Origin of the sequence: Bradyrhizobium quebecense (assembly GCF_013373795.3) — a bacterium.
Taxonomy (GTDB): Bacteria; Pseudomonadota; Alphaproteobacteria; order Rhizobiales; family Xanthobacteraceae; genus Bradyrhizobium; species Bradyrhizobium quebecense.
Window position 1 is genome coordinate 2,270,490 of record NZ_CP088022.1, and the last position, 25,622, is coordinate 2,296,111.

Consider the following 25,622-nt stretch of genomic DNA (forward strand, 5'->3'; position numbering starts at 1 on the left):
GCGCGCTCACTTGTTGGCGGTCAGATAGCGTTTGGAATCGGCGAGGATCACATCGCGTACCGCCTGATGATACTTGATGTAGCCGGTGCACCGGCACAGATGGCCGTCGAGCGCTTCCGCGATGATTGTCTCGAGCTGGTCCCGCGCGACCGGCGTTTTCGCCAGCCGTTCGAGCAGCACCTGGCCCTCGTTGAGGAAGCCGGCCGTGCAATAGCCGCACTGGAACGCAAAGTGGTCGATGAAGGCGCGCTGCAACGCGGAGAGCTCGCCGTCCTTGGCGTGGCCCTCGACGGTGCGGATCGCCATGCCATCGAAATTGGCTGCCGGCACCACGCAGGTCGGGCTGGTGTAGCTCGTGCCGTCGGGGTTATCGATGATGACCGCGCAGCTCAGGCATTGCGCGGCGCCGCAGCCGAACTTGGTACCGGTCATGCCGAGCATTTCCCGAAGGAAATCGTTCATCGAGAGGTCGTCGCGGACCTCGATCGGGCCGTGCTTCCGGCCGTTGATGGTGAGGTTGAGCGTCGTCACGCAAGCGCTCCCTTGAGCAGGCTCGATGTCACCGGCAATGAGCGGAAGCGGTGGCCGGTGGCATCGTTGATGGCGTTGAGCAGCGCCGGCACGATCGGGATCATCACCACCTCGGCCATGCCCTTCGGCGGTTCGTCCGGCGTCAATGGCGGCAGCATCTCGATCTCGAGATCGTGCAGCGGCAGGTCGGAGCCGCGCGCGATCAGGTATTGGCCGAGATTCCACTGCCCGTTGCCGGGCCCGCCTTCGAACGGCGGCAGGGTTTCGAGCAGTGCATAGCCGACGCCCATCGCAAAACCGCCATGCGACTGGCCGAGCACCACCTCGGGCACCAGCGCCTGGCCGCATTCGAACACGCTGTAGGCCTTGGCGATGCGCAGGATGCCGGTCGCGCGCTCGATCTCGACACGCACCAGCGTGCCGCACATCGAGGTATAGGCCGTGCCGATCCGGTTGTTGTCGGTCGGTGGAAACTTGACGCTGACGCGGTCGATGCGCTCGAACCTGCCGCGGCCGCGGCGGATCGCCAGTGCGTCGATCTCGGCGCGGTATTGCTCGCCGAACAGCGGGAAGCGCGCGCGCGACCAGGCCCAGCGCGAGAAGCTGTGCGCCACCGCGCCAGTGACGAAGCTGCGCGCATGCGCGGTCGCGGCAAGCCTTGGCAGCGGCAGCGGCGCGAGATCATCGAGCACGAGCTGGCCATCGTTCCAGCGCGCCCTGTCCCATTGCCGGGCGCGGGGATCGGTCTTGCCGATGTGCCAGAGCTCGAGCGCGGCCGGCCACAGGCCGAAGCGGAAGATGACGCGGGCGGCCTCGGCCGAAGAGTGCGTGCCGACATGGGCGCCGATCGACGCACTCGTCGCCGAGCTGATCGCGGGGACCCAGCGCGGATTCTTCTCGGCGAGATCCTGGGTCTTCTGATCCATCGTGTAGGGATCGCCCGAGGTGATGAGCCCGAGCGCGTCGTAACTGTCGACCCGGGAGACGGCGACCTCGTCGGCAATGGCGCCGAGACGGCCGGCAACGCGGTTCGCAAGCGCCGTGCCGATGCCGTTGCCCATCTCGACGTGATCGCAGAAGATCGCGATCCGTCCCTCGGGATCGATCTCGACCCGGCCGAGCGAGCAATCCGCGCCCGCGCCGTAATCCTTGGTGACGCATGCGACGCCGGTGCCGACCAGCTGTCCCTCCGATGCCTTCTGCTTGAACGCGGCGCGCTGCTGCCAGATCGGATGCTTTTCGAGCTTGTCGAGGATGTCGGGTGTGCGCACCGACACGATGTAGGGATTGCCGGTCATGGTCCGGCCGTTCTGCTTCAGCGCATTGTTGCGGCGGAACGCGATCGGATCGACCTTGAGCTCGCTCGCCGCCTCGTCGATCAGCACCTCCAGCGCGGTCATGGTCTGTAGCGTGCCGTAGCCGCGCATCGAGCCCGCGGTGACGCCACGCGAATGTAGCGCCACGGTGGTGACGTCGACCTTCGGGATGTCGTAGATGCCGATCGCCGCGGTGGCGGCGACGGTCGCGACGTTGGCGGAGAAGTTGGCGAGCCCGCCGCCGTCGAGCACATGATCGGCGGCGAATGCGGTGATCTTGCCGCTCTTGCGATCGATGCCGATCCGCGAGCGCATCTTGATCGGGTGGCGTTTGATGCCGCCCTGGAATTGCTGGTAGCGGTCGTGTGCCAGCCGCACCGGCCGTCCCGGGAAGAACATCGCCGCCAGCGCCACGTAAAGCACGAACGGGGTGTGGTCGCGGCCGCCGAAGCCGCCGCCGACATGGGCGAACTGCGCATTGATATGTGAGGGGCGGAAGGGCGGGCGGGCCTTGCCGAGCATGAAGGCGATCGACTCGGTCGCCTCATAAGGCGACTGCACGCCGAGCGCCAGTTCGAGATTGCCGCTGTTGTCGCTGTACCAGGCGAGCCCGCTCTCCGGCTCGAGGAACATCGGATCGACCGACTGGGTCTCGAACTCGCGATCGAGCACGAGCTGTGACGGATCGTCCTTGCCGAGTTGGGCGCGGATCGCTTCGCCATGGATCGCGGCCTTGGCGTAATCGGCCTTGGTCTCCTTGGCGAGCGGCAGCCAGACCGGCAGCGCCGCGTTCTGGATGCGGCTCGGCGAGACCCAGCCGGCCTGGATCGGCGAATAGATGTCGGGCGCCTCTGGCGTGGCGCCGGCGACGCGGGTGAAGCGATAGGCGCCGTAGTTCGGCAGGATGACCGGGCCGGTCTCGTCGCCGAACTTGACGAAGCCGGCATCGCGCAGCGCGAGGCGTGCCCGGTCGAAGGCGTCGAACTGCTCGAAGATCAGCAGCGCGACCGGCTGCCCGAGATAGAGCGGTGTCGTGCCGACCGGGCAGAACAGATCGCCGGTATAGAACTCCGGCACCCGCGTGCCGATCCGGTCGAGATCGGCCGATGTCACGACGATCGAGGGCTTCGCCGGACCATCGAGCCGGGCGAGGTCCATGCCGGCATAGACATGCGTGGCGTCGTTGGCGCGGACCAGGATGGCGTGCGAGGTGGTCGCAGGCCAGCCCGGCATGTCGGCGGCGCGAAAGTCGGAGGCGTAGAGCTTTGCGCCGGTGACCTTTGCCACCCCGTCGACGCGGCCGGCGCCCTTGGCCGCCGGATTGAAATGGCCGCACCCGGGAAGCGTCTCGCGGGTCGCGAAGGCCGGTTCCTTCGCAAGCGCCAGATGCGACAGGCTGACCGAGATGCCGCCTGCCGACAACCACTTCACGAAGTCGCGTCGCGAGGGCTGCATGGTCTGATCTCTCATCAACGCTTCGGCGGCGTATCGCGCCGCAGTTTATGAACCGGAAAAATACACGCTGCAGTGTTGCGGCAAAGCGAGCGCGATCGCAATGCCGCAATAGGTCGTAGCCTTCTCACTTGTAGATCTGGCCTCACTTGAGGTCGGCGATGGTGGCCGGTCCCGGACCCGGGGTGATCAAGGTCGGCCATTGCTTGGAACCGAACGGCACCAGCGGCGGCAGGAAGGTCGTTATGCCGCGCTTCTTGGTCTCGGCGATGATCGCCTCGCGCGCATCGCCCCCCATCAGTTCGTAGTCCATCAAATGGTAGCTGCCGAAGAACAGCGCGCCCACGGAGCGGTCGGCGATGATCCGGGTCAGCGACTCCAGCATGTCCGACGGCGTGGTGGTGAAGGAGATCGTCTCGATCAGCATCAGGCGGCTGTTGATGGCGTCAGGCCCGAAGAACTGCGCCAGCACGCTGAAGATCACGTTGTTCTGCCGCGCGACGTAGATCGTGTTGCTCGCGCCATAGGTCTTGTCCCAGTCGGCGCCGAGCTGGGTCTTCCAGTCGGCCATGACGGTCATCCAGTGCGCGACCTGGGTCTGCGCGGCCCAGGCGACGTTCCTGGCGAGCAGCGGCGCCTGCTTCTTGCCGAATGCTTCGAGCGTCGCGAAGGGGATCGCGCCGGCGGTGAGGCATTCATCCATGAAGGCGATGTTGTTCTTGAGGATGGCGCGGTTGTTGTCGCGCCAGTCCGCCTGCATTGGCGTGGCATCGAGCCCGTCGAGCGCCGACTGCATCCGGCTGCGATAGGCCTGCATCGAGCCGCGCCACGCCTTGTCGTCGGGATTGTTGACATAGGGGCCGACCACCTCGGCCAGCGCCATCGTGCTGTGGCCGACCGACTTGAGCAGCTGATAGACGACCGGCACCTGCGGCGCTTCGGTCGGCGGCTTGCCGGGCCGGTACAGGATCAGGCGGCCGCCGGCGCCGGAGAACAGGCCGAGGATCACCGGATGCTTGTCGAGGATGTTCTTCTGGAAGATCCGTGCCGCATCGCCATAGAGCTCGAACATGCCAGTGTTGAGTGCGAGCACGTCCTTGGTCGCGATATCGGCCGGCGTGGAGGTGGTCTTGCCCGAGATCGGCGCCATATAGTCGGGCAGCGACTGGGCCAGCGCCGCACCACCGCTGCCGAGCAGCAATGCAAGCGCCGCGACGACCAAACGGAAACGATGGGTCATGTTGTGCTCCTCGCAACCTCCGACCCACGCCGAAGCCGGGGATGCGGCCTCTCGACGCTGGCGGGATGCGCAATTCTTTTGACGCAGATGAACAGGGAGGGTCGGTCCCGCATGACGCAACACGACGAGCGCGGGTGCTTACAGCTAAGCGACGAATCGGCGGGTGTCCACACCCGGAGACTACGCGGGTGGTTGCGTCATCACGTCATTCGACGCCGGATTCAGCGGAGCTTTCTCATTCAGGGAATCAATCGCATCGACCGGCTTGTCGATGGCCTCAATCCTTGATCAGAAGCACGCCGCCGATGATCAGCGCGATGCCGGCCAGTCGTGAAATCGACACGGGATGCTGCGCCAGCCCGAACACGCCAAAATGGTCCATCGCGATGCCTGCGGTCATCTGACCCGCGACCACCAGCGCCAGCAAGGCCGCGGCGCCGAGCGACGGCAGCAGCAGGATCATCAGCAGGATGAAAACGCCGCCGAGGATGCCGCCGCTCCAGGCCCACCACGGCACAGCCGATACCAGTTTCCACGACGGCACCGGCTCTCGTGTCGCGACCAGTACGACCGCCATCGTCACGAAACCGCCGAGATAGCTGACGAGCCCGGCCCAGGCCGGCGAGTTCAGGGCGGACCGGAGGTTGCCGTTCAGGACCTGTTGAACAGCCACGGCGATGCCGGCGCCGAGCGCGAGCAGATAGAGAAACCAGACTTGCATGTGACGCCCCAAAACCGGTCGCTGAAGTATTTAATGTCATATTCGATCGGCAACGTTCGTGGCATGCGTAAAGCACGGCGCGAAACCCTAAGGATTGGGCTTCCACCCACGTCCCAGATCGAATAAGAGGCCGCAAACCCTCAATTCCCAGTATGAGAGCATGATCCGCCTCGATAACGTCTCCAAGCAAGTCGGCCACCAGATCCTCTTCATCGAAGCCTCCGCGGCGCTCCAGAAGGGCGAGAAGATCGGGCTTGTCGGCCCGAACGGCGCCGGCAAGACCACGCTGTTCCGGATGATCTCGGGCCGGGAAATCCCCGATGAAGGCCAGGTCTCGCTCGATCGCGGCATCTCGATCGGCTATTTCAGCCAGGATGTCGGCGAAATGTCCGGCCGCAGCGCAGTCGCCGAGGTGATGGATGGGGCGGGCCCCGTCAGCGTGGTGGCAGCCGAGCTTCGGGAACTGGAGGCCGCGATGGCCGACCCCGACAAGGCCGATGAGATGGACGACATTATCGCGCGCTATGGCGAGGTGCAGCACCAGTTCGAGGAGCTCGACGGCTACGCGCTCGACGGCCGCGCGCGCGAGGCGCTGTCCGGTCTCGGCTTCAGCCAGGAGATGATGGACGGCGACGTCGGCAAACTCTCCGGCGGCTGGAAGATGCGCGTCGCGCTGGCGCGTATTCTTCTGATGCGTCCCGACGTCATGCTGCTCGACGAGCCGAGCAACCATCTCGATCTGGAAAGCCTGATCTGGCTGGAGCAGTTCCTGAAGGGCTATGAGGGCGCGCTGCTGATGACCTCGCATGACCGCGAGTTCATCAACCGCATCATCAACAAGGTGGTCGAGATCGACGGCGGCCAGCTCACCACCTATTCCGGCAATTACGAGTTCTACGAACAGCAGCGCGCGCTCTCCGACAAGCAGCAGCAGGCGCAGTTCGAGCGGCAGCAGGCGATGCTTGCCAAGGAGATCAAGTTCATCGAGCGTTTCAAGGCGCGCGCCTCGCACGCAGCTCAAGTGCAAAGCCGGGTCAAGAAGCTCGACAAGATCGAGCGGGTCGAGCCGCCGCGACGGCGGCAGACCGTGGCGTTCGAATTCCAGCCGGCGCCGCGTTCGGGCGAGGATGTCGTCAGCCTGAAGAATGTCCACAAGGCCTATGGCAGCAAGCGCATCTATGACGGCCTCGACTTCATGATCCGCCGCCGGGAGCGCTGGTGCGTGATGGGCATCAACGGCGCCGGCAAGTCGACGCTGCTGAAGCTGGTTGCCGGTTCAACCGAGCCCGACGACGGCGCGGTCGCGGTCGGCGGTAGCGTCAAGATGGGCTATTTCGCCCAGCACGCGATGGACCTGCTCGACGGCGAGCGCACCGTGTTCCAGTCGCTGGAGGACGCATTTCCGCAAGCCGGGCAGGGCTCGTTGCGCGCGCTCGCCGGCTGCTTCGGCTTCTCGGGTGACGACGTCGAGAAGAAGTGCCGGGTGCTCTCGGGCGGCGAGAAGGCGCGGCTCGTGATGGCCAAGATGCTGTTCGATCCGCCGAACTTCCTGGTGCTGGACGAGCCGACCAACCATCTCGATCTCGCCACCAAGGAGATGCTGATCAATGCGCTCTCCGAGTTCGAGGGCACCATGCTGTTCGTGTCCCACGACCGGCACTTCCTCGCCGCGCTCTCCAACCGCGTGCTGGAACTGACGCCTGATGGTATCCATCAATATGGCGGCGGCTACACCGAATACGTCGCGCGCACCGGGCAGGAAGCGCCGGGGTTGCGGAGTTAGCTCACGTTTTCCACCGTGCGCAGAACGCCTCGACGTCGCCGGACTGGAATTCCGGTAGCCGCTCCCAGATGGTTTCGGGTGGCCAGTTCCACCAGGCGATCCGCGACAGCTCGGCCGCGATCTTGCGGTTGAACCGCTCCTTGATCGGCCGGGCCGGCACGCCGCCAACGATGGTGTAGGGCGCGACATCGCGCGAGACCACTGCACCGGCCGCGAGCACCGCGCCGTCTCCGACGGTGACGCCGGGCAGCACGATCACGCCGTGGCCGATCCAGACGTCGTTGCCGATCACGACGCGGTCGGCGCGACGCTCGCTGAAGAAGCCATGATCGCGCTCGGCTGTGGCCGAGTAGTATTCAGGGCAGTAGGTGAAGCGATGCTGCGAGGGACGCTCGATCGGATGATTGGGCGCGCCGATCCTGACTTGCGCCGCGATCGCGCAGAACCGGCCGATCTGGGCGTCAGCGACGATGCAGCCGCTGCCGAGGTAGGAGTAATCGCCGAGCTCGGTGTATTCGATCGCGGTGTCGCCGAGGACTTCGCAGCAACGGCCGACTTTGACCTCCCGCAGCTTGACCGTCGGCTCGATGACGGTTTCGGCAAGCTTGGGGAGGGAAGGCTTCGGTTCGGTCATAAGGTTTGTCCTCGATGCGGCGAGCGGCGGCTTCAGTCGCACGATTTCTATTACGGCGAGATGACAGGAGACGCCGGACTACCGGCCGGTGAGGCGGGCGATGGTCTCGATCTCGTTGGTCCAGATGCCGCCGGAATAGTTCTCGGGCAGGCGCCGGAATAGCTCGGCATCGTCGACCCCGGTCGAGAATTCGCCGCCCTGATAGGGGCCGAGCACGAACACCACGCTGTTTGCCGCCGCCATGCGGTTGAGGAAACGGTCCGGCCATCCCCATAGCCATGGCGCGTAGTTGATCGGCACCAGCACGATGGCGTTGCGGCAGGCATCCGGCACGATGCCGGTCCAGCCATAGCCGAGATAGCGAACGAGGCAGTTCTTGATCGCTGCGCGCGAGATCGTCCGCGTCCCCGGCGCAAGACGCCGGATCGCCTCGACCGGATCGTCGCCGCCATAGACCATGATCAGCTTGCGTCGCTCGGTGGGAAGCCGATTCAAGGCCGCCGCGAGCTTCTCGCCCTCGGAGGGATCGCGGCTCTTGACGTTGATCAGGAACCGGCGATCCGGAAAGGTCGTGAGCACCTCGTCCAGCGATGGCATCAACCCGATGCCCTTGCCGCGGAATGGAAAGGTCTTGCCGCCATCGGCGGTGTAGCCATAGCCGATATCGAGCATCTTCAGCCGTGCCATCGGCTGTTCGCGGGTGACGCCCTGGCCGTCGGTCCGGCAATCGACCGTCCAGTCGTGAAACACCGCGAATTCGCCGTCGGTCGTCGGATGAACGTCAAACTCGACGATATCGGCGCCTCGATCGAAGCTCGCCTGCATCGAGCGGATCGTGTTCTCGAGATAGTCATGGGTGGGCGGCTGCATGCGCGCCGCGGTGCAGGTGTCGTTCCTGAGGTCGCGTTCGTCGAAGCGTTGCGCGATGCCGCGATGGGCGAGCAGCACCGGCTTGCCGCCGGCGCGGGTTGCGAGAAGGCTGCTGTTGTTGAGGTAGATGCCGGCGGTGACGGCAACGATTGCCGCTGCCGCGTATTTCAATTTCCTGCCCAAGCGACTCGTGTCCCTGCTGGATGGTCGCTCCGGGTAGGAGGCGTTTCTGGTCGATTTGCGGCTGAGCAAGTCCGCGCGTGGAATCAAGGCGCTAACCGGGTCGAGAAATATACACTGCGGATTGTTGCGCTATCGAAGGTATTGCGATTCGCATGCTTGCGTTTCAGGCCTCGATAGGTTCTAAGCCCGGTGACTTCATGACCGTTGGCATGAACAAGATGCGCGCTGCGTGGCTTTACCACATTCTGGACAGAGTTACATCGTAGCTCGCGCGCCCCCCCCAAATTCAGAGGATTTCAGCATGGCCAAGATGACGAGGAATCAATTGATCGACGCGATTGCCGAGGGCACGCAGATATCGAAGAACGACGTGAGGACCGTCATCGAGCATATGGCGACTGTTGGCTACAAGGAGCTGAACGAATCCGGCGAGTTCGTCATTCCTGGCTTTGTGAAAATGTCTGTCGTGCATAAGCCTGCCACGGAAGCTCGCAGCGGTGTCAATCCTTTCACGAAAGAGCCGATGGAATTTGCAGCGAAGCCGGCCAGCAAGTCGGTCAAGGCGTCGCCTCTCAAGGTCGCCAAGGACGCTGTTTAAAGACTACGGTTTTGCGGCAAGCCACGCGCGCAAGCAATGCAACGGCGCATGGCCTGCCGCGCTGTGTCCGGCTTGTCCGGCTCAGCATCGCCCGCTACGCTTCTCAAAAAGCGGGAGCGAAGCGGCATGAAGCAGATCAGGATCGGCGACATCACGATCGACGCGGTGATCGAGCGCGAGGGGCCGTGGCGGCGGCCGCAGGATTTCTTCCCGGCCTATGACGACGATGTGTTCAAGCATCACCTGAAGACCATGGAGCCGGAGGTCTTCGACGCCGCGCGCGGCATGATGTTGATCACCTATCAGACCTTTGTGGTGCGGACGCCGCGCTACACCATCCTGGTCGACACCTGCACCGGCGAGGACAAGGGACACCCGCCGCCGTTCGATTTCCCGGGCAAGGAGCGCTGGCGCAACGAGCTGTTCGCGCTCGGCGTCTCCTTTGAGCAGATCGATTACGTGTTCTGCACCCATCTGCATATCGATCACACTGGCTGGAACACCACGCTGCGCGACGGCCGCTGGGTGCCGACCTTCCCGAACGCGAAATACGTCTTCCACAAGGGCGAGTATGCCGCCTGGGAGGCCGAGAACGCCAAGGGCGCCAATCCGCCCGGCACGGTGTTTCGCGACAATTGCCTGCCGATCGTCGAAGCCGGGCAGGCGCTCCTGGTCGACGACGATTATGCGCTAGACGACACCGTCACGCTGACGCCGACCCCGGGCCATTCGCCTTGCCATTGCTGCGTCAACATCTTCTCGAAAGGGCAGCGTGCCGTGGTCGCCGGCGATCTGATGCACCACGCGATCCAGTGCCGCGAGCCGGAGTGGTCGGCCAAGCCCGATTGGGACCCGAAGCAATCGGCGGTGTCGCGGCGAAAGTTCTTTGCCTCCGTTGCCGGGACCGACACGCTGATCCTGCCGATCCATTTTCCGGCCCCCACGGTCGGCCTGATCAAGGCGGACGGCGACCGCTTCGACTATCGGTTCAAGCGCGAGTAGGCGGCGCGGGCGTTCGGGGGCAATGTCAGCCGGACCGCGCCGCACTGGTCCGGCGCGGAACCTGGGTCAGAAACCGTTCGAGATCGCTGCAGAGGCGATGGGCGAGTTCCTCGTCGATCTCGAACGTCGCGACGCTGCCGGCACAGTCGATTGCGATGGTGCCGCGCAATGGTGCGGCGGAGACCGCCGATACCGCGATGCTTGTTGCTCTCTGCATGGTCATGTCGTCAACTTCCCCTCGGGCCGGTTGTCGCCAATCCTGATCTCGGAATGACGGCACGTCCCTTTCGCCTTCGTTCTTCGATGAATCGCACGCCGATCTCGGTGCCGTCGACACGAACCAGTTCGCAGCGGCGGAACGCCAGTCCGCGCGAGGACAAGACCAGGAAGAACTCCTGGGCCTTCAGCACATCAAGCGTTCCGTCGACCTCGAGCCGGGCACCGCTTTGCGAGACGTCGAGCAGGATGCAGCTCCGCCGCCACGTGCCGTCGACCCCCATAAGATTGACGGGATGGCGCGTCTCAAGCTTGACGCGCTCCGCCCTGCGGTCACCATACGTCATTACGCCACTCACACTGCCTGAAGGGGTTTCGCAGCGAGACCGGCATCGATGGCGGCGCGGATCGCGTGCTGGATCTCGGGGCGCGCGTTCTTGAGCAGCCGGGCTTGCTGGCGCGGCGTGGATCGCATGACGAGGTCGGCAAGAACGCGGTGAGGCAGGTCCTTGCGCGGGATCAACGCGGCTGCGATGTCCTCGTCGCGCTCGGCGGCATCGACCATCATGGCAAGGCCTGCGCTGGTCATGTCGGCGCCGGGATTGCCTGCGAGAGCGCGAAGCACATTGCTGTCGCCGCGCATCAGCAGAATGTCCGTGAGCTCCTGGTTGACGGCCTTGCGTCCTGCGATGGCGCAGAGATGTCCTTCGGCCCGCATCCAGGCAATGTCGATCAGATCGGCGTCCGGAATGCACTCGCATTTTCGCAGGATCGGGGCGGCGATATCGGCATCGTCATGGTTGGCCAGGCGACGGGCGAGCTCCCGCGGAACCAGATGCAAGTCGGCGAGCGAGCGGCTGAGCGTGGTCAGGGTCCGCAGCTCGACGCTCTCAATCAGACGGATCAGGATGTCGTCGAACAGCCCGACCTGGTGCTCGCTGAGGCGGTGAGCGTCGTCGAGAAACAGCCCGGCCACCTCCTGCAGCATGCGCGTGCGGAGGTCTGGGGAACCGGCTCTCAAGACATGGTCGAGCTTGGCAATAAGATCGGGCGAGGCAATGGCTGTCATTGCGGTCCCTAAAATGTTCCGCGACGGGGAACATCATCGTTCCCAACGTCAATCTGCTCCCCGAATCTTTAATAGGGGTATAGAAATTGATGTGGAGGCTGATCCCAACGGTGGATATCCCGGCAAACACTATCGAAATTCGGCAGCAGCGCTATTTTCCCAGATTGTCCGGTTCACCGCATTTTTGCTGATTGAGCTCATTGGACGATTCGTATTTTGTGCACGGAGTTTATCAATGCGGCCGGCGCGCTGTGCGCAGCGCCGCATGCAAATTTTAGAGATCATTTCACAGGAGCGGTCATTTGACGGCGCCATTGCTGGTGCCGAGAGTCTTTCGTTTTGACGATGTTGATGCATTCCGGAGTTCGATCCGAGATCTGGATGTTGATTTCACGCCACTTGCGCGGAAGATTTCGGCCGAGCAGGTCATCCTGAGTTTGCCGGGATGCGAGCTCAACTACACGCAGTCCTTTCCGCGGATCGTCGACGCGCAGCTTGCGCGGCAGACCACCGCGGTCGGCTTCACGATGGATGACGGCGTTCCGATACGGTTCAACGGCGTCGAGCGCGATCGTGCGGTGATCGTGCTTGGCGGCGGCGGCGCGTTCTACACCTCCGTGGAGGAGACGCCCCGCCAATATGTCTCTATGATGTTCACGCCCGAGATTGTCGACCGCGGCTGGCCGAGTGCCGGGCTCCGTTTCAGCATTCACGAGATTTCTCAACGCGCGCAGGATCGGCTGCGCGAAGTGGTGAGACAGGTTCTGCTCGTCACGTCAGACCAGGTCACGATTGCGGAGTTCGCGACGGGCGCGTCGATCAAGGAGACGCTGCTCGCCGCAATCGACAACGCGTTCGCCGAGATCGTGCCGGCCAAGTGGGCGACGCGGGCCAACACGACGCGCCAGTTCAAGGTCTTCAACGACGCGCGCGCCATCCTGGCCGGCGACGTCGCTCACCCGATCTACAGCGGCGAACTCGCCCGGCAGATCGGCGTGTCGGTGCGCACGCTGCATGACGCGATCCAGCGCTACCGGGGCGTCAGCCTGCATCGCTATCTGCGGCTGCGCCGGCTCTGGCTGGTGCGCCAGCAGTTGCTCGCCGGAGCGCCCAGCGTCAAGGCCTGTGCGCTGGCCTACGGGTTCTGGCACCTCAGCGATTTTTCGCGGAGCTACCGGTCGCAGTTCGGGGAAGCGCCATCGGAGACGCTGGCGGCCTCGCGCCGTGCCGGCGTCGCGCCCGCCGATCCGGCTGGCGGCAGACATGATTCGTAACAATTCGCCTGAACGGATTCTTAACGGCCGCCGAGGAATCTGTTGGTACGATTCCACCAGAGGCGGGCTGATGCATCCCCGACGATTTGCACGTGTTCGTCCGACAGGATGTGTATCCAGCGTGGTCAAGCTCCAGCTCGAACCGAAGGCGCCGCTGATCGAATGCCGGCTGGTGGACTATTCCGCCGGCGGGGCTTGCCTGGAATTCTCCAAGCCGGTCCAGTTGCCCGAACGCTTCGAGATGTTTCACGGCAACACCCGGAAGCGTTGCCGGCGGGTCTGGAGCAAGGGCGTCCGGGTCGGCGTCTCGTTCTGAGGACGCCGATCAACAGCGGTTCGGGCCGCGCGCCCTGCGCGACCCGATTGAGTCCCGATGAAGTCTGTCGATTGAGGGGGCTAAATAAGCGCCGCCGATAGGCTCAGGCGCCGCTCTGGCACTTCTTCATGAACGAGGTCTTGGCCGCGCCGGCGAGCTTCTTGCCGTCGGAGCCGACCGCCTTGGTCTCGCAGGTATCCATCGTGCACTTCTTCATGAACGAGGTCTTGGCCGCGCCGGCCAGCGGCTTGCCGTCCTTGCCGACGGCTTTCGTCTCGCAGGAGGCGTCCTGTGCAAATGCCGAACCGGCGGCAAAGGTCGCGATCACGGCCGCCAAGAAAATCCGCTTCATCTGGGTTCTCCCTAAACCAAACCAGTGGCCGGATTGGATATCGGATTCTTGGCCCGATCAAGTTCCCACAGCCGAATTTGTCTATAAAATACCCGGATTGCCGTGAGAAATTTCCGTGTGCAGCGCGGAACAAAATGGGGGAAACGCGGAATGGAATTCGAGACGCTGGTACAGACACGCAAAAGCGTGCGCGGGTTCAAGAAGCAGCCGGTGTCCCGGGCGACCGTCGAGGAGATCATCGAGGTGGCCAAGCGCGCGCCGTCCTCGATGAACACCCAGCCCTGGCACGTCCATGTCCTGACCGGGGCGCCGCTGGAAGAAGTGCGCCGCCGCAACATGGAGGAGATGATCGCCGGCGCCAAGGCCAAGCGCGACATCATCAGCCATGGCGAGTATCAGGGCGTGCACCGCGGCCGTCAGGTCGACATCGCCAAGAAGCTGTTCGGCGCCATGGGGATTGCCCGCGACGACAAGCCGATGCGGCAGGATTGGGTGCTGCGCGGCTTCCGCCAGTTCGATGCCCCGGTCTCGCTGGTGCTGGCCTATGACCGGATCCTGGATCCCGGCGCGGTCTGCCATTTCGACCTCGGCGCGCTCTGCTACGGCATCGTCCTGGCAGCCTGGGATCGTGGCCTCGGCAGCGTGATCAACGGCCAGGGGATCATGCGCTCCGACATCGTGCGCGAGGTCGCCAATATCCCGGAAGACCAGGTGATCATGACCTGCGTCGCGATGGGCTATCCCGACGGCAGTTTTGCCGCCAACGCGGTGCGGTCGGACCGCGAGGCCAACAGCGATTTTGTCCGCTATGTCGGCTTTGCCGACTAGGAAGGCTGCGGCCAGTGCGGGGGCATCGGCGATCTGATCGTCGATCGCTTGCTTGCAGCCAATAACCTTGTGCTGCGTGATCGGTTGCTCGATGCGCCCGAGCGTCCGGCGCAATTGCGCATGTGCTGACCGCGCCGCGGGATATTGAATTCCGCTCCATGAAAGCCTCGCGCGACAGTGAGCGCGAGCGCGCGTTTCCGCTATTTGTGCCGACAAAAAATGCGCTACTGGTTTTGTGAAGCGAAACAGCACAGGCGAGGAATCCCAGATGAGCGATGACGAACAGACAGCCATGATCCGCGAGACCGTCGCGAGATTCGTCGATCGCGAACTCATCCCGCTCGAGCCGCAATATCTGAAGTCGAAACTGCCCGGCAGCGATCATCCCGAGCTCACCGCAGAGCAGCGCAAGCGGCTGCGCGATGTCTCGAAGGAACTCGGCCTCTGGGGCCTCGATGCGCCCGAGGATCTCGGCGGCCACGATTTGCCGACGCGCACAATGGCCGCGGTGCATGAAGAGCTCGGCCGCAGCTGCGTGCCGTTCGTGCTGCCGCCGGATTCGCCGAACCTGCGTATGCTGCAAGCGGTCGGCACCGAGGCGCAGAAGAAGAAATATTTGCAGCCTTACATCGAGGGCCGGATGGCGTCGGCGATCGCGATCTCCGAGCCCGGCGCCGGCGGCGATCCCGCGGCCATGAAGACGCGTGCGGTGCTCGAAGGCGAGCAGTGGGTGCTGAACGGCCGCAAGATATGGATCAGCAATGCGCGCGCCGCCGACTTCATCATCGTGATGGCGCGGGTCGGCAACGATCAGCGCCAGGGCGGCATCACTTCCTTTATCGTCGAGAAGGGCACGGCGGGCTTCATCATCGAGCGCGAGATCCCGATGGTCGGCGGCGGCTCGACCTATGAGATCGTGTTCGAGGACTGCCGCATCCCGAAGGACTCGGTGCTGGGCGAGGTCGGCAAGGGCTATGCGCCGATGCAGCTGCGCCTGCGCACGCGGCGGCTCGAGATGGGATCGACCTGCGTCGGCATCACCAAGCGCGCGCTCGACATGATGTGCGAGCACGCCAAGCAGCGCGAGACGTTCGGCGTCAAGCTCGCCGAGCGCCAGGCGATCCAGTGGTGGATCGCCGACATCTCCACCCGCATGCATGCCTGCCGGCTGATGGTGCGCGAGGCCGCCGACAAGACCGACCGCGGCGAGGACATCCGCCATGAGGCCTCGATGATCAAGGTGTTCGCGACCGAGATGGCCTATGAGGCCTGCGACCACGCCATGCAGACGCTCGGCGCACTCGGCGTGACGCTGGAGTTGCCGCTGAACGCGCTCTGGCAGAAGGCCCGCCTGATGCGGGTGTACGAAGGCCCGAGCGAGGTCCATCGCCAGGCGATCGCCCGCCGCGTGCTCGGCCTGCGCGGCGGCTAGAGGGCGGCAAAGCCTTCAGGCACCCCCGTCATTGCGAGCGCAAGCGAAGCAATCCATCGCGCCGCAAGTTGGGGCATGGATTGCTTCGTCGCTGTCGCTCCTCGCAATGACGCGGACAGAGCCCTGTCGCTCGGTGATCGCAGCGTGCCCGTCGACTACGCCGCCCGCACGTCGGAGAGGAAGCGGTTGACCTGGCCGGCGAGGTCCTTGGACTGCGTCGAGAGTTGCTCGGCGGCGCCCAGCACCTGGGTTGCCGCCGCGCCGGTGTCGTCGGCGGCGCGCTGCACGCCGGAGATGTTGGAGTTGACCTCCTGGGTGCCGCGCGCGGCTTCCTGGACGCTGCGCGAGATCTCCTTGGTCGCTGAGCCCTGTTCCTCGATCGCGGCGGCAATCGCAGTGCCGATCTGGTCGATCTCGGTGATGACGTCGACGACGCTCCGGATCGCGGTCACGGTGTCGTCGCTTGCGGTCTGGATCGCGGTGATCTGCTCGGAAATCTCCGTGGTCGCCTTCGCGGTCTGGCCGGCCAGGGACTTCACTTCCGAAGCGACGACGGCAAAGCCGCGGCCGGCCTCGCCGGCGCGGGCCGCCTCGATGGTGGCGTTGAGCGCGAGCAGGTTGGTCTGCGCCGCGATGCTCTGGATCAGCGTCACGACGTCGCCGATCTTCTGGGCGCCCTCGGCCAGCGAGCGGGCGGTGTCGCCGGTGCGACGGGCATGGTCGACCGCACGGGCGGCGATCTCGGTCGACGTCGCGACCTGGCGGGCGATCTCCGAGATCGAGGAGGTCAGTTCCTCGGTCGCGCTCGCCACCGTCTGCACATTGGTCGAGGTCTGATCCGACGCCGCGGCAACGACCGCGGCCTGGCGGTTGGTGGCGGCCGCGGTGGCGGACATCGATTGCGCGGTGTCCTCCATCACCGAGGACGCCGCGGACAATCCGCCGACCAGTTCGGTGACCTTGGCTTCGAAGGCGCGGGTCAGATCGTCGAGCACGCGGGCGCGGCGCATCTTGACGTCGTTCTCGGCTTCCTTCTCGCTCGCGAGGCGATCGGCTTCGATCCTGTTGTCCTTGAACACCTGGACGGCGGCGGCCATCGCGCCGATCTCGTCGTTGCGCGCGGCGCCCGGGATCGCCTCGGCGACGTCGCCCGCGGCGAGGCAGGACATTCGGTCGGTGAGGGCTGCGATCGGGTTGAGGATGCGGCGGCGGACCACGACGATGAGGCCGGCGCTGACGGCAATGACCGCGAGCAGCCCGGTCACTGCGATCACGAAGCTGAAGCGCGCCGACGAATAGGCGCTCGCAAGCACCTGCTCGGCGTTCTCGTAGAATGCCTCGCGTACGGTGATGATGGCGGCGAGGCCGATCTGCGATTCCGGATAGTAGGTGTCGAGATCCACCTCATACTTGCCGGTCACGGCGCCTTCCTTGGCAAGCTTCAGCGCCTTGCCGAAGCGCTCGACATAGTCGGCCTGCATCTTGCCGAGCGCCGTCATGACGTTGGCAGGTGTCGCCGGATTGTTGCGCAACTCCTGCAAGGTCGAGAGGATCTGCTCGGTGCGGCCGGTCGAGCGGTAAAGTTCCAGCTTCTCCTGATCGGTCGCGACGCGCTTGGCGCCGACCAGCGCCTTGTGCAGGCTGGCATTGAGGCCGCCGGTGTCGCGCAGCATCCAGGCAACGTTGGCGTAGCTGGCCTGGCGATAGGCATTGCCGTCGAGGCCGGCGAGCCGGCGCACCTGCTCGTCGAGCAGCGTGGTGACACCGGCGTTGAACACGGAATTGTCGGCGACGATCTTGCCGGCGGCGGCGCGGCGCGCATCGGCCGGACCGGCGATTGCAGTCGCGATGGCGTCGCGCAGCCCGGCGAACTTCACCTTCAGCGCGTCGATCTCGCGCGCGACGGCCTCGCCATCGTCGAGCGATCCCGGCAGGGTGGCGCGCACCTGGTTGACCTTGGCCAGCGCGCCGTCGGTCAGCTGGCGCTGACGGTCGAGTTCGGCGATCTGCTTCGGATCGATCGTACCGCCAGCGAGCAACAGGTTGGTGGCGTAGCCACGCTCGGGGTTCATGTAGCGCGGGATATCACCGACGGCGCGGACGATCTCGAGCCGGCTCTGCGCGGTCGAGACCTTGTCCATGGTCTGGTACTTGGTCGCCGCGACATAGGCCGCCAGGCCGCCGCCGACCGCGGACAAAGAGACGATCGCGGCCGTCAGGAGAGTACCGATTTTCATGGGATGCGCGCCATTTCTTGACGAAAGAGGGAAGGCCTCAACCGTACCGGGTGCGCATTAAGCTTGGGTTTATGATCGAGCGTTTCACTCGAGCGGCAACAACCGGAGGTACTCCGGCTGGGCCGTCGCCTATTCCAGCGGCTGGACCGGCGGCATTGTCGTTGCGGTCTCGAGGGGAGGCGGCGGCGGTGCCGGTGCCGGCGCCGCCGCAGGGAGTGCCGCCTGACGGTCCGGAGCGGGTTGACGATACTTCGTGGATGCCTGCGCCTGTCTGACGGATTTGGTCCGCCGCGCATGTGTCTGATGGCTACGGACGCCGAGCGAGTGAGAGATGGAAGGTCCGGCCGTGTAGCCGACGACGGCGCCGGCGACGGCGCCAATGGGGCCGAATATGATCCCGCCCGACAACACGCCGAGCGCGGCGTCGCCGCCGCGATGCTGCTCCGCAGCTTCCGATGGTCTCAATGGAAGCGCGAGCGAAATCCCAAGTATCGCGATTGCCACTCGTTTGAACATCCGGCTCCCTCCGTAAGGAGAAAGGTTAAGACCGGGAATGCGGCGACAGCTGTACGATACCGTGTCCGCCGATTGGCGTACGCGCAGCGGTTCCCACAGAGACTCTAGCGTGAGTCTTCGTCGGCGCCCTTGGTCGCGGCGCGGTGCTGGGTCGCGCCGCCGGTGCCGGCCTCGCCGCAGGGAAGCTGGTTCCAGGTGCCGTCGGCGGCCTGTTGGTAGGCCTGGCAGCCGGTCGAATTGGTTGTGGTGGCGGCTTTCTCGTCGGCCTTCTGCCACTCGGCGCTCTTCGCCAGCGCTGGCGTGGCAATGGCAGCGATGGCCGCGAGCGAGCCTGCGAAGACCAGCTTTGCGATCCGCATGTCGGGTTCTCCTTCTCGAAGCAAATGCATATCCAGAAAACAAATCTGGCGATTTTTGGCCGCGGCGAGCGACCTGCGACGAATTGCTTAATGCCGGGAAAACGCGCCGGAATGCCCGTTAATATCTGCGCGCCGGCGGCAGGACGGCTGTCGCAGCGCCGTGGTAGGATCGCGCCATCATGACCCACCGCATTCTCGTTCTCTACGGCTCCTATCGTTCGGATCGCATGGGCATCCGCCTGGCGCATTTCGTCGTCGACGGCCTTCGCGCCCGCGGCGACGATGTCGAGTTGATCGATGCCAAGGAAGTCGGCCTGCCGATGCTCGACCGGATGTACAAGGAACATCCCAAGGGGCAGGCGCCGGCCGTGCTCGAAACGCTCGCCGGAAAGATCCGCGCCGCCGACGGCTTCCTGTTCGTCACCGGCGAATACAATTGGGGCATCCAGCCCGGGCTGAAGAACCTGACCGATCATTTCCTCGAGGAATGGTTCTGGCGTCCGGCGGCGATCGCGAGCTACTCGGCCGGGCGTTTTGCCGGTGCGCGCGCCGCGACCGCCTGGCACGGCACGCTGTCGGAGATGGGCATGGTGGTGGTGTCGAGCACGATCAGTGCGGGGCCGATCGCGCAGACCCTGTCCGCCGAAGGCAAGCCGATCGGCGAGGGCGGCAAGTCGCTCGAACGTGCCTTTCCGCGCTTTGCCGACGACTTCATTTGGTGGATCGAAGCCGCCAAGGCACAGCGGGCGCGCAAGGCGCCGCCATACTGAGTGCAGGCCTGCACGTCCTCGGAGATCGGCATCATGAGCCTCTTCACATCGCCCTTCGATCCCGCGCGCGAGGCAGCCCTGGTGACCGGCGCCGGCAACGGCATCGGCCGCGCGGTCGCGCAGGCCCTGGTCGGCGAAGGTGTGCGCACGGTGTTCGCCGACCTGCATGAGGAAAAGGTCTTGGCGGCGATCAAGGCCGCCCCGCATCCCGAACTTGCCGTGCCCTGGGTCGGCGATCTCGCGCAACGTGCGGCGTGCGACGCGCTGCTGGCGCATGCGCAAGCCACGGTCGGGCAGGTGACGCATTTCGTCCACAGCGCCTCGCCGCCGCGCCGCGAGGCGGATCATGCGATGGCGGTCGACGAAGAGACCTGGCGGCAGATGCACGCGGTCAATCTCGGTGCCGGCTTTCATCTGTCGCGCGAACTGGCGCGCAAGCTGATCGCGGCGAAGAAGCCTGGCTCGTTCCTGCTGCTCACCTCGCTGCACGCGGGCACGCCGCGTAACCTGCCGCATTACTCGACGGCGAAGGCCGGCATGGCGATGCTGGTGAAGGAGTTGGCCAAGAACTGGGGCCGCTATGGCATCCGCGTCAATGCGCTGGTGCCCGGCGCGATCGCGGCCGGCGGCTTCGTCGCGGATCCCGCGCTGGCCAAGCACATTCCGCTCGGGCGGCTTGGTCGGGCGGACGATCTCGCGCCGATGGCGCTCGCCGTGCTCTCGCACAAGCTCTCCGGCTACGTCACCGGCGCATCGATCGTGGTCGACGGCGGCCTGTCGCTGACCAACTGGTTCGCGCCGCCGGAGCTCGATTGAGATCGAAGTTTACTACTTGGTCCTGATGTAGCCCGCGAGCCGCGTCTTCTGGTCTTGGCACCAGGTCGTCATGCTGCCGGCGCGGCGCTGGTCGAGGTCGGTGCTCTGGGTTGCGATCGCGACTTCGGTCATCAAGTCGTCGGCCTGCTTCTCGCCCATCTTGCCGCCGGTATGCATGAAGGCGATCGCCTTGCGCACCTGCTCGGTGGTGCCGTCGGGCAGGTGCATGTCCTGCGCGCGCTGCACGAGGTCCTGATAGACGAGATCGGTGCCGGGGCACTCGACCTTGGCGGCAAAGGCCTGCAGCACCATGGTGACATAGGCCGCGCGCGGATCGGCGTGGGCCGGTGTTGCCGCGAAAATCAGGCCGCCGATCAGCAGAGCGTAACGCATCGAATTCCTCCCGATGTTTTAGACATTTTGGCGCAAGGCTAGCGTCCGCGGGAACCGACTGCAACCGTAAGGACACACTTGCGGAAGGAACCGATCAAACGGCCGTGTTCCAGTCGGGGCTGCCACGATTTCAGCACGATTTCGGCAGCAAGTGCCACAACTTGACGCAGGGGAGAATGATCGTGTCGAAGTTGGGGCTTGCTGCGGTGCTGTTGGGTTCGCTCGCACTTGGCGGCTGCATGCAGACGACGCTGTCGCCGGTGACGGATGCCGCGATGACGCCGCGCGACCGGCAATTGCTGGCGCATCCGCCCTATGCGGAGGCCAAGATTCCGGATCAGTTCCAGCGCCACATTGTCGATTACACGCGGAAGGAGCAGCCGGGTTCGATCCTGGTCGATACCGACGCGCGCTACCTCTATTACGTGCTGCCCGGCGGCAAGGCGATCCGCTACGGCGTCGCCGTCGGCGAAGAGGCGATGGCGTTCTCCGGCGTCGCCACCGTGGGCCGGCTCGCCGAATGGCCGGATTGGGTTCCGACCAAGGATATCCAGGAGCGGCTCGGACCGTATCCGGCGCGTGTCGCCGGCGGACCGGCCAATCCGCTCGGTGCCCGGGGCATCTATCTTTACCAGGGCAACAAGGACACGCTCTACCGCATCCACGGCACCAACCAGCCCGAATATATCGGGCAGGCGATCTCGTCGGGCTGTATCCGTATGAACAACGCCGACGTCATCGATCTCTACCAGCACGTCAAGCCGGGCGCGACCGTGGTCGTGCTGCCGCCAGGACAGAGCGCGTAATTCGCATATTCATGTGCAAAGGCGCCGATTGCGTCATCGCGATCGGCGCCTTTTCTTTCACCCGTTAGCGCAACGGCATCGGCGGCCGAACCACGGGGCCGTTATCATCAGCATCGACAACAGAGGACTGCTGCGGTTGCACCGGCCGCGGCGCAACAGCCTGCGGTGCGGCTGCAACGGGCGCCGGCAGCGGTGCCGCTGATGCCGGCGGCGGCGGAATGTAGGCCTGTGCCGGCCGGCGGATCGGCGGCGGAGCAGCAGCCGTGCGCGGCGCCGTCGCGGGCGGCGTGATCGCGGCACGCGGGCGCGGCGCGACGGGCCGCGGTTCGACGGCCCTGGTCTCGGTCGTCCTTGCGACCCGCTGCGTCAACTGATCCTGGCTCGTCTTCAGCTGATCGATGCTGGTCTTGAGTTGCTCGATCTGCTGTCCCATCGACGCGAGATCGCGTGCCATCGACTGCAACAATTGCGTTTGGTCAGGTGCGGCTGCGGCTGGTGCCGCCGGGGCAACCGGCGCCGCCGCTGCAGCGGGTGCTGCGGCCGCCGCTGGCTGCGCTGCAGCGACGTTCTGTGGCGCAGCCGCCGGAGCGGCCTCAGCCGGCTGATCGGCGGCAGCCGCCTGCGCGGGCGGCGGGCTCGCCTGGTCGGCAGCGGGAGTGGCCTTGCCTGGCAGCAGCGACGTCAGGGCCTCGACCTGGGGCACGTACTCCGCCACGACTTGCTTGACGCGATGGCCGTAGTGTTGCCACGCCGCGGTGCCCATGGCGCCGGCGATCGCGAACACGAACCAGAAGGCGCGGATCGCCCATTTGTTGGTGGGACGCGGCGCGCGTTCCAGTCTGATGTCGTCCAGCCTGCCGTCATGGCTTGCGGCGCTGTACTCCGGCGCGGCCGGCGGCCTCGTCACCGGTATCGGCGTCACTGGTGGCACCGAGGCGACCGTGGCGACGGGCGCGACCGATGGCGTGGAAGAGGGCGCGAGGCTCGGGCCGAACCAAGGCTCGCGCTGCCCCGCCGCTCCCCTGGCGGCGGGTGCCGGCGCGGTGGCGGCATTGTCCGGGCGGGTTGCGGTGAAGCTAGGTTCGATCGCGAAAATATCGTGCGGATCTGCGTCTTTCAGTGTCGATTGCATGGCGGTCCCCGTTTCAGTCCAAGGTCAACCGCAAATGGGCGGCCGGCAATTTGAGCTCTGTATCGACCCCTGGCCCTGGCCCCACGACTCCAGTCCGGTTTGACCAAAGCAAGGCGAGAGGGTGGAGAGGTTGGGGAGTTTCGGGAACCAAACTGGGAGCCGAGGGGCGGTCGCCGACCTGCGCGCCTGGCGAAGCTCCGGGGTCGCATGTCCGGGTGAATCTCCCTGGTTGTGTGGCGCATCCACCACAGCCGAGGGGAAATCGGGTCGCCTGCGGCCCGTCCGACCGCGCTCCGCCACCGTTCCGCCCCGATTGGATTCGGCCATGCGGCTGTTGGATTTTCGGCTTGGGCTGGGGCGCGAGTTGGGGATGCAACATGTCACGCGACGATGCAGTCATTTCGTACGTCGACGTCAAACGCAGCGCGCGCGGTGCCGCGCCCGCAATTGCATTGGCTCGTGCGCGAAAGCCGCTGCGGCTCTGCGCCATCGTGATCGGCGCCGCGTCGCTTGCGGCCTGTGCGCAGTCCTCCGTCGTCAGCCAGCGCTCGCAGGCGCTCGCGAGCCTGTCGGTGTCGGCCGAGCCGACGCGGGCTGCGTCATCGGCGACGCGCACACATGTCGCAACCGCGCGCAAGCACACGCCGTACGCCGCACGCAAGGGCGGCGAGACCAGGATCGCGTCGCAGGGCGTCGCGAGCTTCTACAGCGACGAGCAGGAGACCGCGAGCGGCGAGAAGTTCAACGCGCGCGAACTGACCGCCGCGCATCCGACATTGCCGTTCGGCACCAAGCTGCGCGTCACCGACGTCAAGACCGGCCGTTCGGTCACGGTGCGTGTCAATGACCGCGGGCCTTACGTTCCCGGGCGCATCGTCGACGTCTCGTATTCTGCCGCGCAGTCGCTCGGCATGATCGGCAAGGGCGTCGCGAATGTCAGGCTCGACGTGGTGCAGTGAGCTGCGTCGCAAGCCAGGTTCGGGATTTTTGCCGGACGGATCGGGAAAAAGTCCCGGTGTTGCGCGCGCTTTAATCCTGTTGTCCGGACGCTGGCAACAAATAGAATTGATGCCGCTACTTCCCGCGCTCTCCTTTTCCAGGCGCGTGGATTTCAACCCAATGAACCTTCCCCGCCTTGGCGTCCCACCGAGGCGGGGTTTTTCTTCGAGGCATGCGCGCCGAGTGCGTTCACAGGGTGGGCCTGAGCCGTCTGCGGCAAGACCACATTCCGGATATGCCGACCTTGATGGGTAGGTTGAGCTAGCCGCGACCGCACGTTGCTCTCTACCGTATCCGGCGCCAGTGCTTCCACCAAATGGTCATGCTCCCGGCGAATTGCGGCCCAACGCCGCTGCCAACACACCGCCGAATGTACTAGTCGGCGAGGGACAAGCATTGGCCTACAAGATGATCGCAGAACGCGAGAACGAAACGGTCAGGATCGAGCGGGAGAGCACCTTCATCATCGTCGCCAACGCCAATGTCTGGGCGAGCGAGGGATGGCAGGTGGTGATCACCGACACGGACGGAAAATCATACCCGCCCGAGGAGTTCGACAAGCTGCTTGCGGCGTGATGCTCTATTGCCGTTTGCGCATGATCTTTTCGGAAAACCGCTTCGCACTTTTCCGGATCATGCGCTAGCGCTGCGCTGACACCAGCATCATCATCGGCCGTTCCAGCTCGTCGGCCAGTTCGGGTACAGCCTTGATCTGCTCCCGCGTCGGGGAGAATTCCTCGACGTGGCGAAGCGTGAAGCCGGCGCCGATCAACGCATTGAGCGTGGTGCCGATGGTGCGGTGATATTTCAGCACGCCTTTCACATACCAGTCGGTCCGGCGTTCGCCTTCGATGAAGTAGCGGTTGACCGGCCAGGTCTTGCGGCCGTCCTGGTCCTGTCCCCAGCCGGGATGGGTGGCGGCCATGTAGATCGGATGCTCGATGGTGAAGACCAGGTGCCCCTCCGGGACGAGCGTGCGATACAGCATTCGCGCCAGGCGATCGAAGTCCCTGATGTAGTGGAAGGTGAGGGCGCTGTAGGCGAGGTCGAACGTGGCCTTCGGCAGTTCCAGCGTTTCGAGGTCGGCGATCTCGTAGGTGACGGCCGGATCCTGCGTCATCGCCGTGGCGCGCGCGATCATGTTCTGCGAGAGGTCGACGCCGAGCACGCCGGAGGCGCCTTGCTCGCGCATCCAGCGCGACACCCAGCCGAAGCCGCAGCCGAGATCGACCGCGCGCTTGCCTGCGATGTCGGGCAGCATGGCGCGGATCGCGGGCCATTCGGGCGCGCCAAGTAGTCCGCGGACCTGCCGCGGCAACTGGCTGTAGCCGGCGAAGAAGCCGGGATCGTCATAGATGTTCTGCGCCATGGTCACGGCAACTCGGGAAGGAGCAGGGTCCGCCTCTCTGTATCCGCCGCCGCGGCGCGTGGAAACGGTTGATTCCGTTGCGCCGGCCGGGATGCTGGAACCAGACGCGGCGTTCGGCCGTTTTGAAGTCAGTCCGCGGGACGCGCGGTCACGCCCTGTCCATGCGGCGTCGGACAGCAGAGGAGAGCGCCATGATAGCCGAGATGCAGATCCACACCATCGCGCGGCAGATGCTGGAGAAGCACGGCCTGCAGGCGATTGCCGAGGCGGCGCAGAACGCCATCGCCTGCGAGAGCAAGGGCGAGACCGAAGAGGCCCGCGAATGGCGCCATATCGAGGACGCCATGAAGATGATGCGCGGACCGCATCAGAGCTGACCGCCGGAAGTCACTATGCCTGATCGAATGA

Annotated in this window: 29 protein-coding genes; 14 read left to right on the plus strand and 15 right to left on the minus strand. The window is 65.1% G+C overall.

From position 1 onward, the window contains the following. Positions 1-6: 6 nt before the first annotated feature. The 4 genes from HU230_RS10640 to HU230_RS10655 form a co-directional block, all read right to left on the minus strand. Positions 7-531 carry a (2Fe-2S)-binding protein gene (locus tag HU230_RS10640; protein WP_176531713.1) on the minus strand — a complete coding sequence of 175 codons (525 nt, stop codon included), beginning with the start codon at positions 529-531 and terminating at the stop codon, positions 7-9. After that, on the minus strand, positions 528-3,302 hold the full coding sequence (locus tag HU230_RS10645) for a xanthine dehydrogenase family protein molybdopterin-binding subunit (protein ID WP_176535070.1): 2,775 nt from the start codon (positions 3,300-3,302) through the stop codon (positions 528-530). The genes HU230_RS10640 and HU230_RS10645 overlap by 4 nt, the downstream gene beginning before the upstream one ends. Positions 3,303-3,444: 142 nt before the next feature. After that, positions 3,445-4,539 carry a hypothetical protein gene (locus tag HU230_RS10650; protein WP_176531712.1) on the minus strand — a complete coding sequence of 365 codons (1,095 nt, stop codon included), beginning with the start codon at positions 4,537-4,539 and terminating at the stop codon, positions 3,445-3,447. A 277-nt stretch (positions 4,540-4,816) separates the two neighbouring features. After that, positions 4,817-5,260, minus strand: coding sequence for a DMT family transporter (locus HU230_RS10655; RefSeq protein WP_176531711.1), 444 nt, complete (start codon positions 5,258-5,260; stop codon positions 4,817-4,819). Positions 5,261-5,420: 160 nt separating this feature from the next. Here HU230_RS10655 and HU230_RS10660 point away from each other — a divergent pair, with 160 nt between their 5' ends. Beyond that, positions 5,421-7,043 (plus strand): ABC-F family ATP-binding cassette domain-containing protein, encoded by a 1,623-nt coding sequence (locus HU230_RS10660; protein WP_176531710.1) that lies wholly within the window; start codon positions 5,421-5,423, stop codon positions 7,041-7,043. Position 7,044: 1 nt separating this feature from the next. On the opposite strand, the gene HU230_RS10665 is transcribed toward HU230_RS10660, so the two are convergent. Then, entirely contained in the window at positions 7,045-7,677 is a 633-nt protein-coding gene (locus HU230_RS10665; RefSeq protein WP_176531709.1) for a DapH/DapD/GlmU-related protein, read from the minus strand. A 78-nt stretch (positions 7,678-7,755) separates the two neighbouring features. Beyond that, the gene (locus HU230_RS10670; protein WP_176531708.1) at positions 7,756-8,730 is read right to left on the minus strand and encodes a glycerophosphodiester phosphodiesterase family protein; all 975 of its coding nucleotides are present in this window, start codon (positions 8,728-8,730) and stop codon (positions 7,756-7,758) included. A gap of 301 nt (positions 8,731-9,031) precedes the next feature. Here HU230_RS10670 and HU230_RS10675 point away from each other — a divergent pair, with 301 nt between their 5' ends. Together HU230_RS10675 and HU230_RS10680 are read left to right on the plus strand one after the other, a co-directional pair. Next, a complete protein-coding gene (locus HU230_RS10675) occupies positions 9,032-9,328 on the plus strand; it encodes an HU family DNA-binding protein (protein ID WP_176531707.1) in 297 nt (98 codons plus the stop codon). A 126-nt stretch (positions 9,329-9,454) separates the two neighbouring features. Continuing rightward, a complete protein-coding gene (locus HU230_RS10680; RefSeq protein ID WP_176531706.1) occupies positions 9,455-10,330 on the plus strand; it encodes an MBL fold metallo-hydrolase in 876 nt (291 codons plus the stop codon). Between the two features lie 25 nt (positions 10,331-10,355). Here HU230_RS10680 and HU230_RS10685 read toward each other — a convergent pair whose 3' ends face one another. The 3 genes from HU230_RS10685 to HU230_RS10695 are packed head-to-tail and all read right to left on the minus strand — an operon-like array spanning position 10,356 to position 11,615. Continuing rightward, entirely contained in the window at positions 10,356-10,547 is a 192-nt protein-coding gene (locus tag HU230_RS10685; protein WP_224943190.1) for a hypothetical protein, read from the minus strand. Between the two features lie 10 nt (positions 10,548-10,557). Next, the gene (locus HU230_RS10690; protein WP_176531704.1) at positions 10,558-10,893 is read right to left on the minus strand and encodes a PilZ domain-containing protein; all 336 of its coding nucleotides are present in this window, start codon (positions 10,891-10,893) and stop codon (positions 10,558-10,560) included. Positions 10,894-10,901: 8 nt separating this feature from the next. Beyond that, a complete protein-coding gene (locus HU230_RS10695) occupies positions 10,902-11,615 on the minus strand; it encodes a DUF2336 domain-containing protein (protein WP_176531703.1) in 714 nt (237 codons plus the stop codon). Between HU230_RS10695 and HU230_RS10700 the strand changes: the two genes are divergently transcribed. From HU230_RS10700 to HU230_RS10710, 3 genes are all read left to right on the plus strand, one after another. Continuing rightward, positions 11,605-11,958, plus strand: coding sequence for a hypothetical protein (locus tag HU230_RS10700; RefSeq protein WP_176531702.1), 354 nt, complete (start codon positions 11,605-11,607; stop codon positions 11,956-11,958). The two genes, HU230_RS10695 and HU230_RS10700, sit on opposite strands and share 11 nt — an antisense overlap. Continuing rightward, entirely contained in the window at positions 11,918-12,889 is a 972-nt protein-coding gene (locus HU230_RS10705; protein ID WP_224943193.1) for an AraC family transcriptional regulator, read from the plus strand. Before HU230_RS10700 ends, HU230_RS10705 begins: the two co-directional genes overlap by 41 nt. Positions 12,890-12,959: 70 nt before the next feature. Next, complete coding sequence (locus tag HU230_RS10710) at positions 12,960-13,205, plus strand: PilZ domain-containing protein (RefSeq protein WP_171947549.1); 246 nt, start codon at positions 12,960-12,962, stop codon at positions 13,203-13,205. 103 nt (positions 13,206-13,308) lie between these two features. Here HU230_RS10710 and HU230_RS10715 read toward each other — a convergent pair whose 3' ends face one another. After that, positions 13,309-13,557, minus strand: a complete 249-nt coding sequence (locus tag HU230_RS10715) for a hypothetical protein (RefSeq protein ID WP_076860250.1) — start codon at positions 13,555-13,557, stop codon at positions 13,309-13,311. Between the two features lie 150 nt (positions 13,558-13,707). Between HU230_RS10715 and HU230_RS10720 the strand changes: the two genes are divergently transcribed. Together HU230_RS10720 and HU230_RS10725 are read left to right on the plus strand one after the other, a co-directional pair. Beyond that, a complete protein-coding gene (locus HU230_RS10720; RefSeq protein ID WP_176531701.1) occupies positions 13,708-14,385 on the plus strand; it encodes a nitroreductase in 678 nt (225 codons plus the stop codon). A gap of 268 nt (positions 14,386-14,653) precedes the next feature. Further along, the gene (locus HU230_RS10725; protein ID WP_176531700.1) at positions 14,654-15,817 is read left to right on the plus strand and encodes an acyl-CoA dehydrogenase family protein; all 1,164 of its coding nucleotides are present in this window, start codon (positions 14,654-14,656) and stop codon (positions 15,815-15,817) included. Between the two features lie 155 nt (positions 15,818-15,972). On the opposite strand, the gene HU230_RS10730 is transcribed toward HU230_RS10725, so the two are convergent. Continuing rightward, a complete protein-coding gene (locus HU230_RS10730; protein ID WP_176531699.1) occupies positions 15,973-18,054 on the minus strand; it encodes a methyl-accepting chemotaxis protein in 2,082 nt (693 codons plus the stop codon). Between the two features lie 620 nt (positions 18,055-18,674). Further along, a complete protein-coding gene (locus HU230_RS10735; protein WP_176531698.1) occupies positions 18,675-18,929 on the minus strand; it encodes a hypothetical protein in 255 nt (84 codons plus the stop codon). 179 nt (positions 18,930-19,108) lie between these two features. Between HU230_RS10735 and HU230_RS10740 the strand changes: the two genes are divergently transcribed. Together HU230_RS10740 and HU230_RS10745 are read left to right on the plus strand one after the other, a co-directional pair. Next, on the plus strand, positions 19,109-19,699 hold the full coding sequence (locus tag HU230_RS10740; RefSeq protein WP_176531697.1) for an NADPH-dependent FMN reductase: 591 nt from the start codon (positions 19,109-19,111) through the stop codon (positions 19,697-19,699). A 33-nt stretch (positions 19,700-19,732) separates the two neighbouring features. After that, entirely contained in the window at positions 19,733-20,515 is a 783-nt protein-coding gene (locus HU230_RS10745; protein WP_176531696.1) for an SDR family NAD(P)-dependent oxidoreductase, read from the plus strand. 12 nt (positions 20,516-20,527) lie between these two features. Here the strand turns inward: HU230_RS10745 and HU230_RS10750 are convergent, their stop codons facing one another. Then, positions 20,528-20,908, minus strand: a complete 381-nt coding sequence (locus HU230_RS10750) for a hypothetical protein (RefSeq protein ID WP_176531695.1) — start codon at positions 20,906-20,908, stop codon at positions 20,528-20,530. Between the two features lie 176 nt (positions 20,909-21,084). Between HU230_RS10750 and HU230_RS10755 the strand changes: the two genes are divergently transcribed. Beyond that, positions 21,085-21,714, plus strand: a complete 630-nt coding sequence (locus tag HU230_RS10755) for a L,D-transpeptidase (protein ID WP_224943196.1) — start codon at positions 21,085-21,087, stop codon at positions 21,712-21,714. A gap of 64 nt (positions 21,715-21,778) precedes the next feature. Here HU230_RS10755 and HU230_RS10760 read toward each other — a convergent pair whose 3' ends face one another. Further along, positions 21,779-22,846 carry a hypothetical protein gene (locus HU230_RS10760; protein WP_176531694.1) on the minus strand — a complete coding sequence of 356 codons (1,068 nt, stop codon included), beginning with the start codon at positions 22,844-22,846 and terminating at the stop codon, positions 21,779-21,781. Between the two features lie 377 nt (positions 22,847-23,223). On the opposite strand from HU230_RS10760, the gene HU230_RS10765 reads away from it, so the two are divergent. Both HU230_RS10765 and HU230_RS10770 read left to right on the plus strand, forming a co-directional pair. Further along, positions 23,224-23,805 carry a septal ring lytic transglycosylase RlpA family protein gene (locus HU230_RS10765; RefSeq protein WP_176531693.1) on the plus strand — a complete coding sequence of 194 codons (582 nt, stop codon included), beginning with the start codon at positions 23,224-23,226 and terminating at the stop codon, positions 23,803-23,805. 436 nt (positions 23,806-24,241) lie between these two features. Then, positions 24,242-24,421 (plus strand): hypothetical protein, encoded by a 180-nt coding sequence (locus HU230_RS10770; RefSeq protein ID WP_176528444.1) that lies wholly within the window; start codon positions 24,242-24,244, stop codon positions 24,419-24,421. Positions 24,422-24,485: 64 nt separating this feature from the next. Here the strand turns inward: HU230_RS10770 and HU230_RS10775 are convergent, their stop codons facing one another. Next, entirely contained in the window at positions 24,486-25,214 is a 729-nt protein-coding gene (locus HU230_RS10775; RefSeq protein ID WP_176535067.1) for a class I SAM-dependent methyltransferase, read from the minus strand. Positions 25,215-25,405: 191 nt separating this feature from the next. On the opposite strand from HU230_RS10775, the gene HU230_RS10780 reads away from it, so the two are divergent. After that, complete coding sequence (locus HU230_RS10780) at positions 25,406-25,591, plus strand: hypothetical protein (protein WP_092125583.1); 186 nt, start codon at positions 25,406-25,408, stop codon at positions 25,589-25,591. The last annotated feature ends 31 nt before the right edge of the window (positions 25,592-25,622 follow it).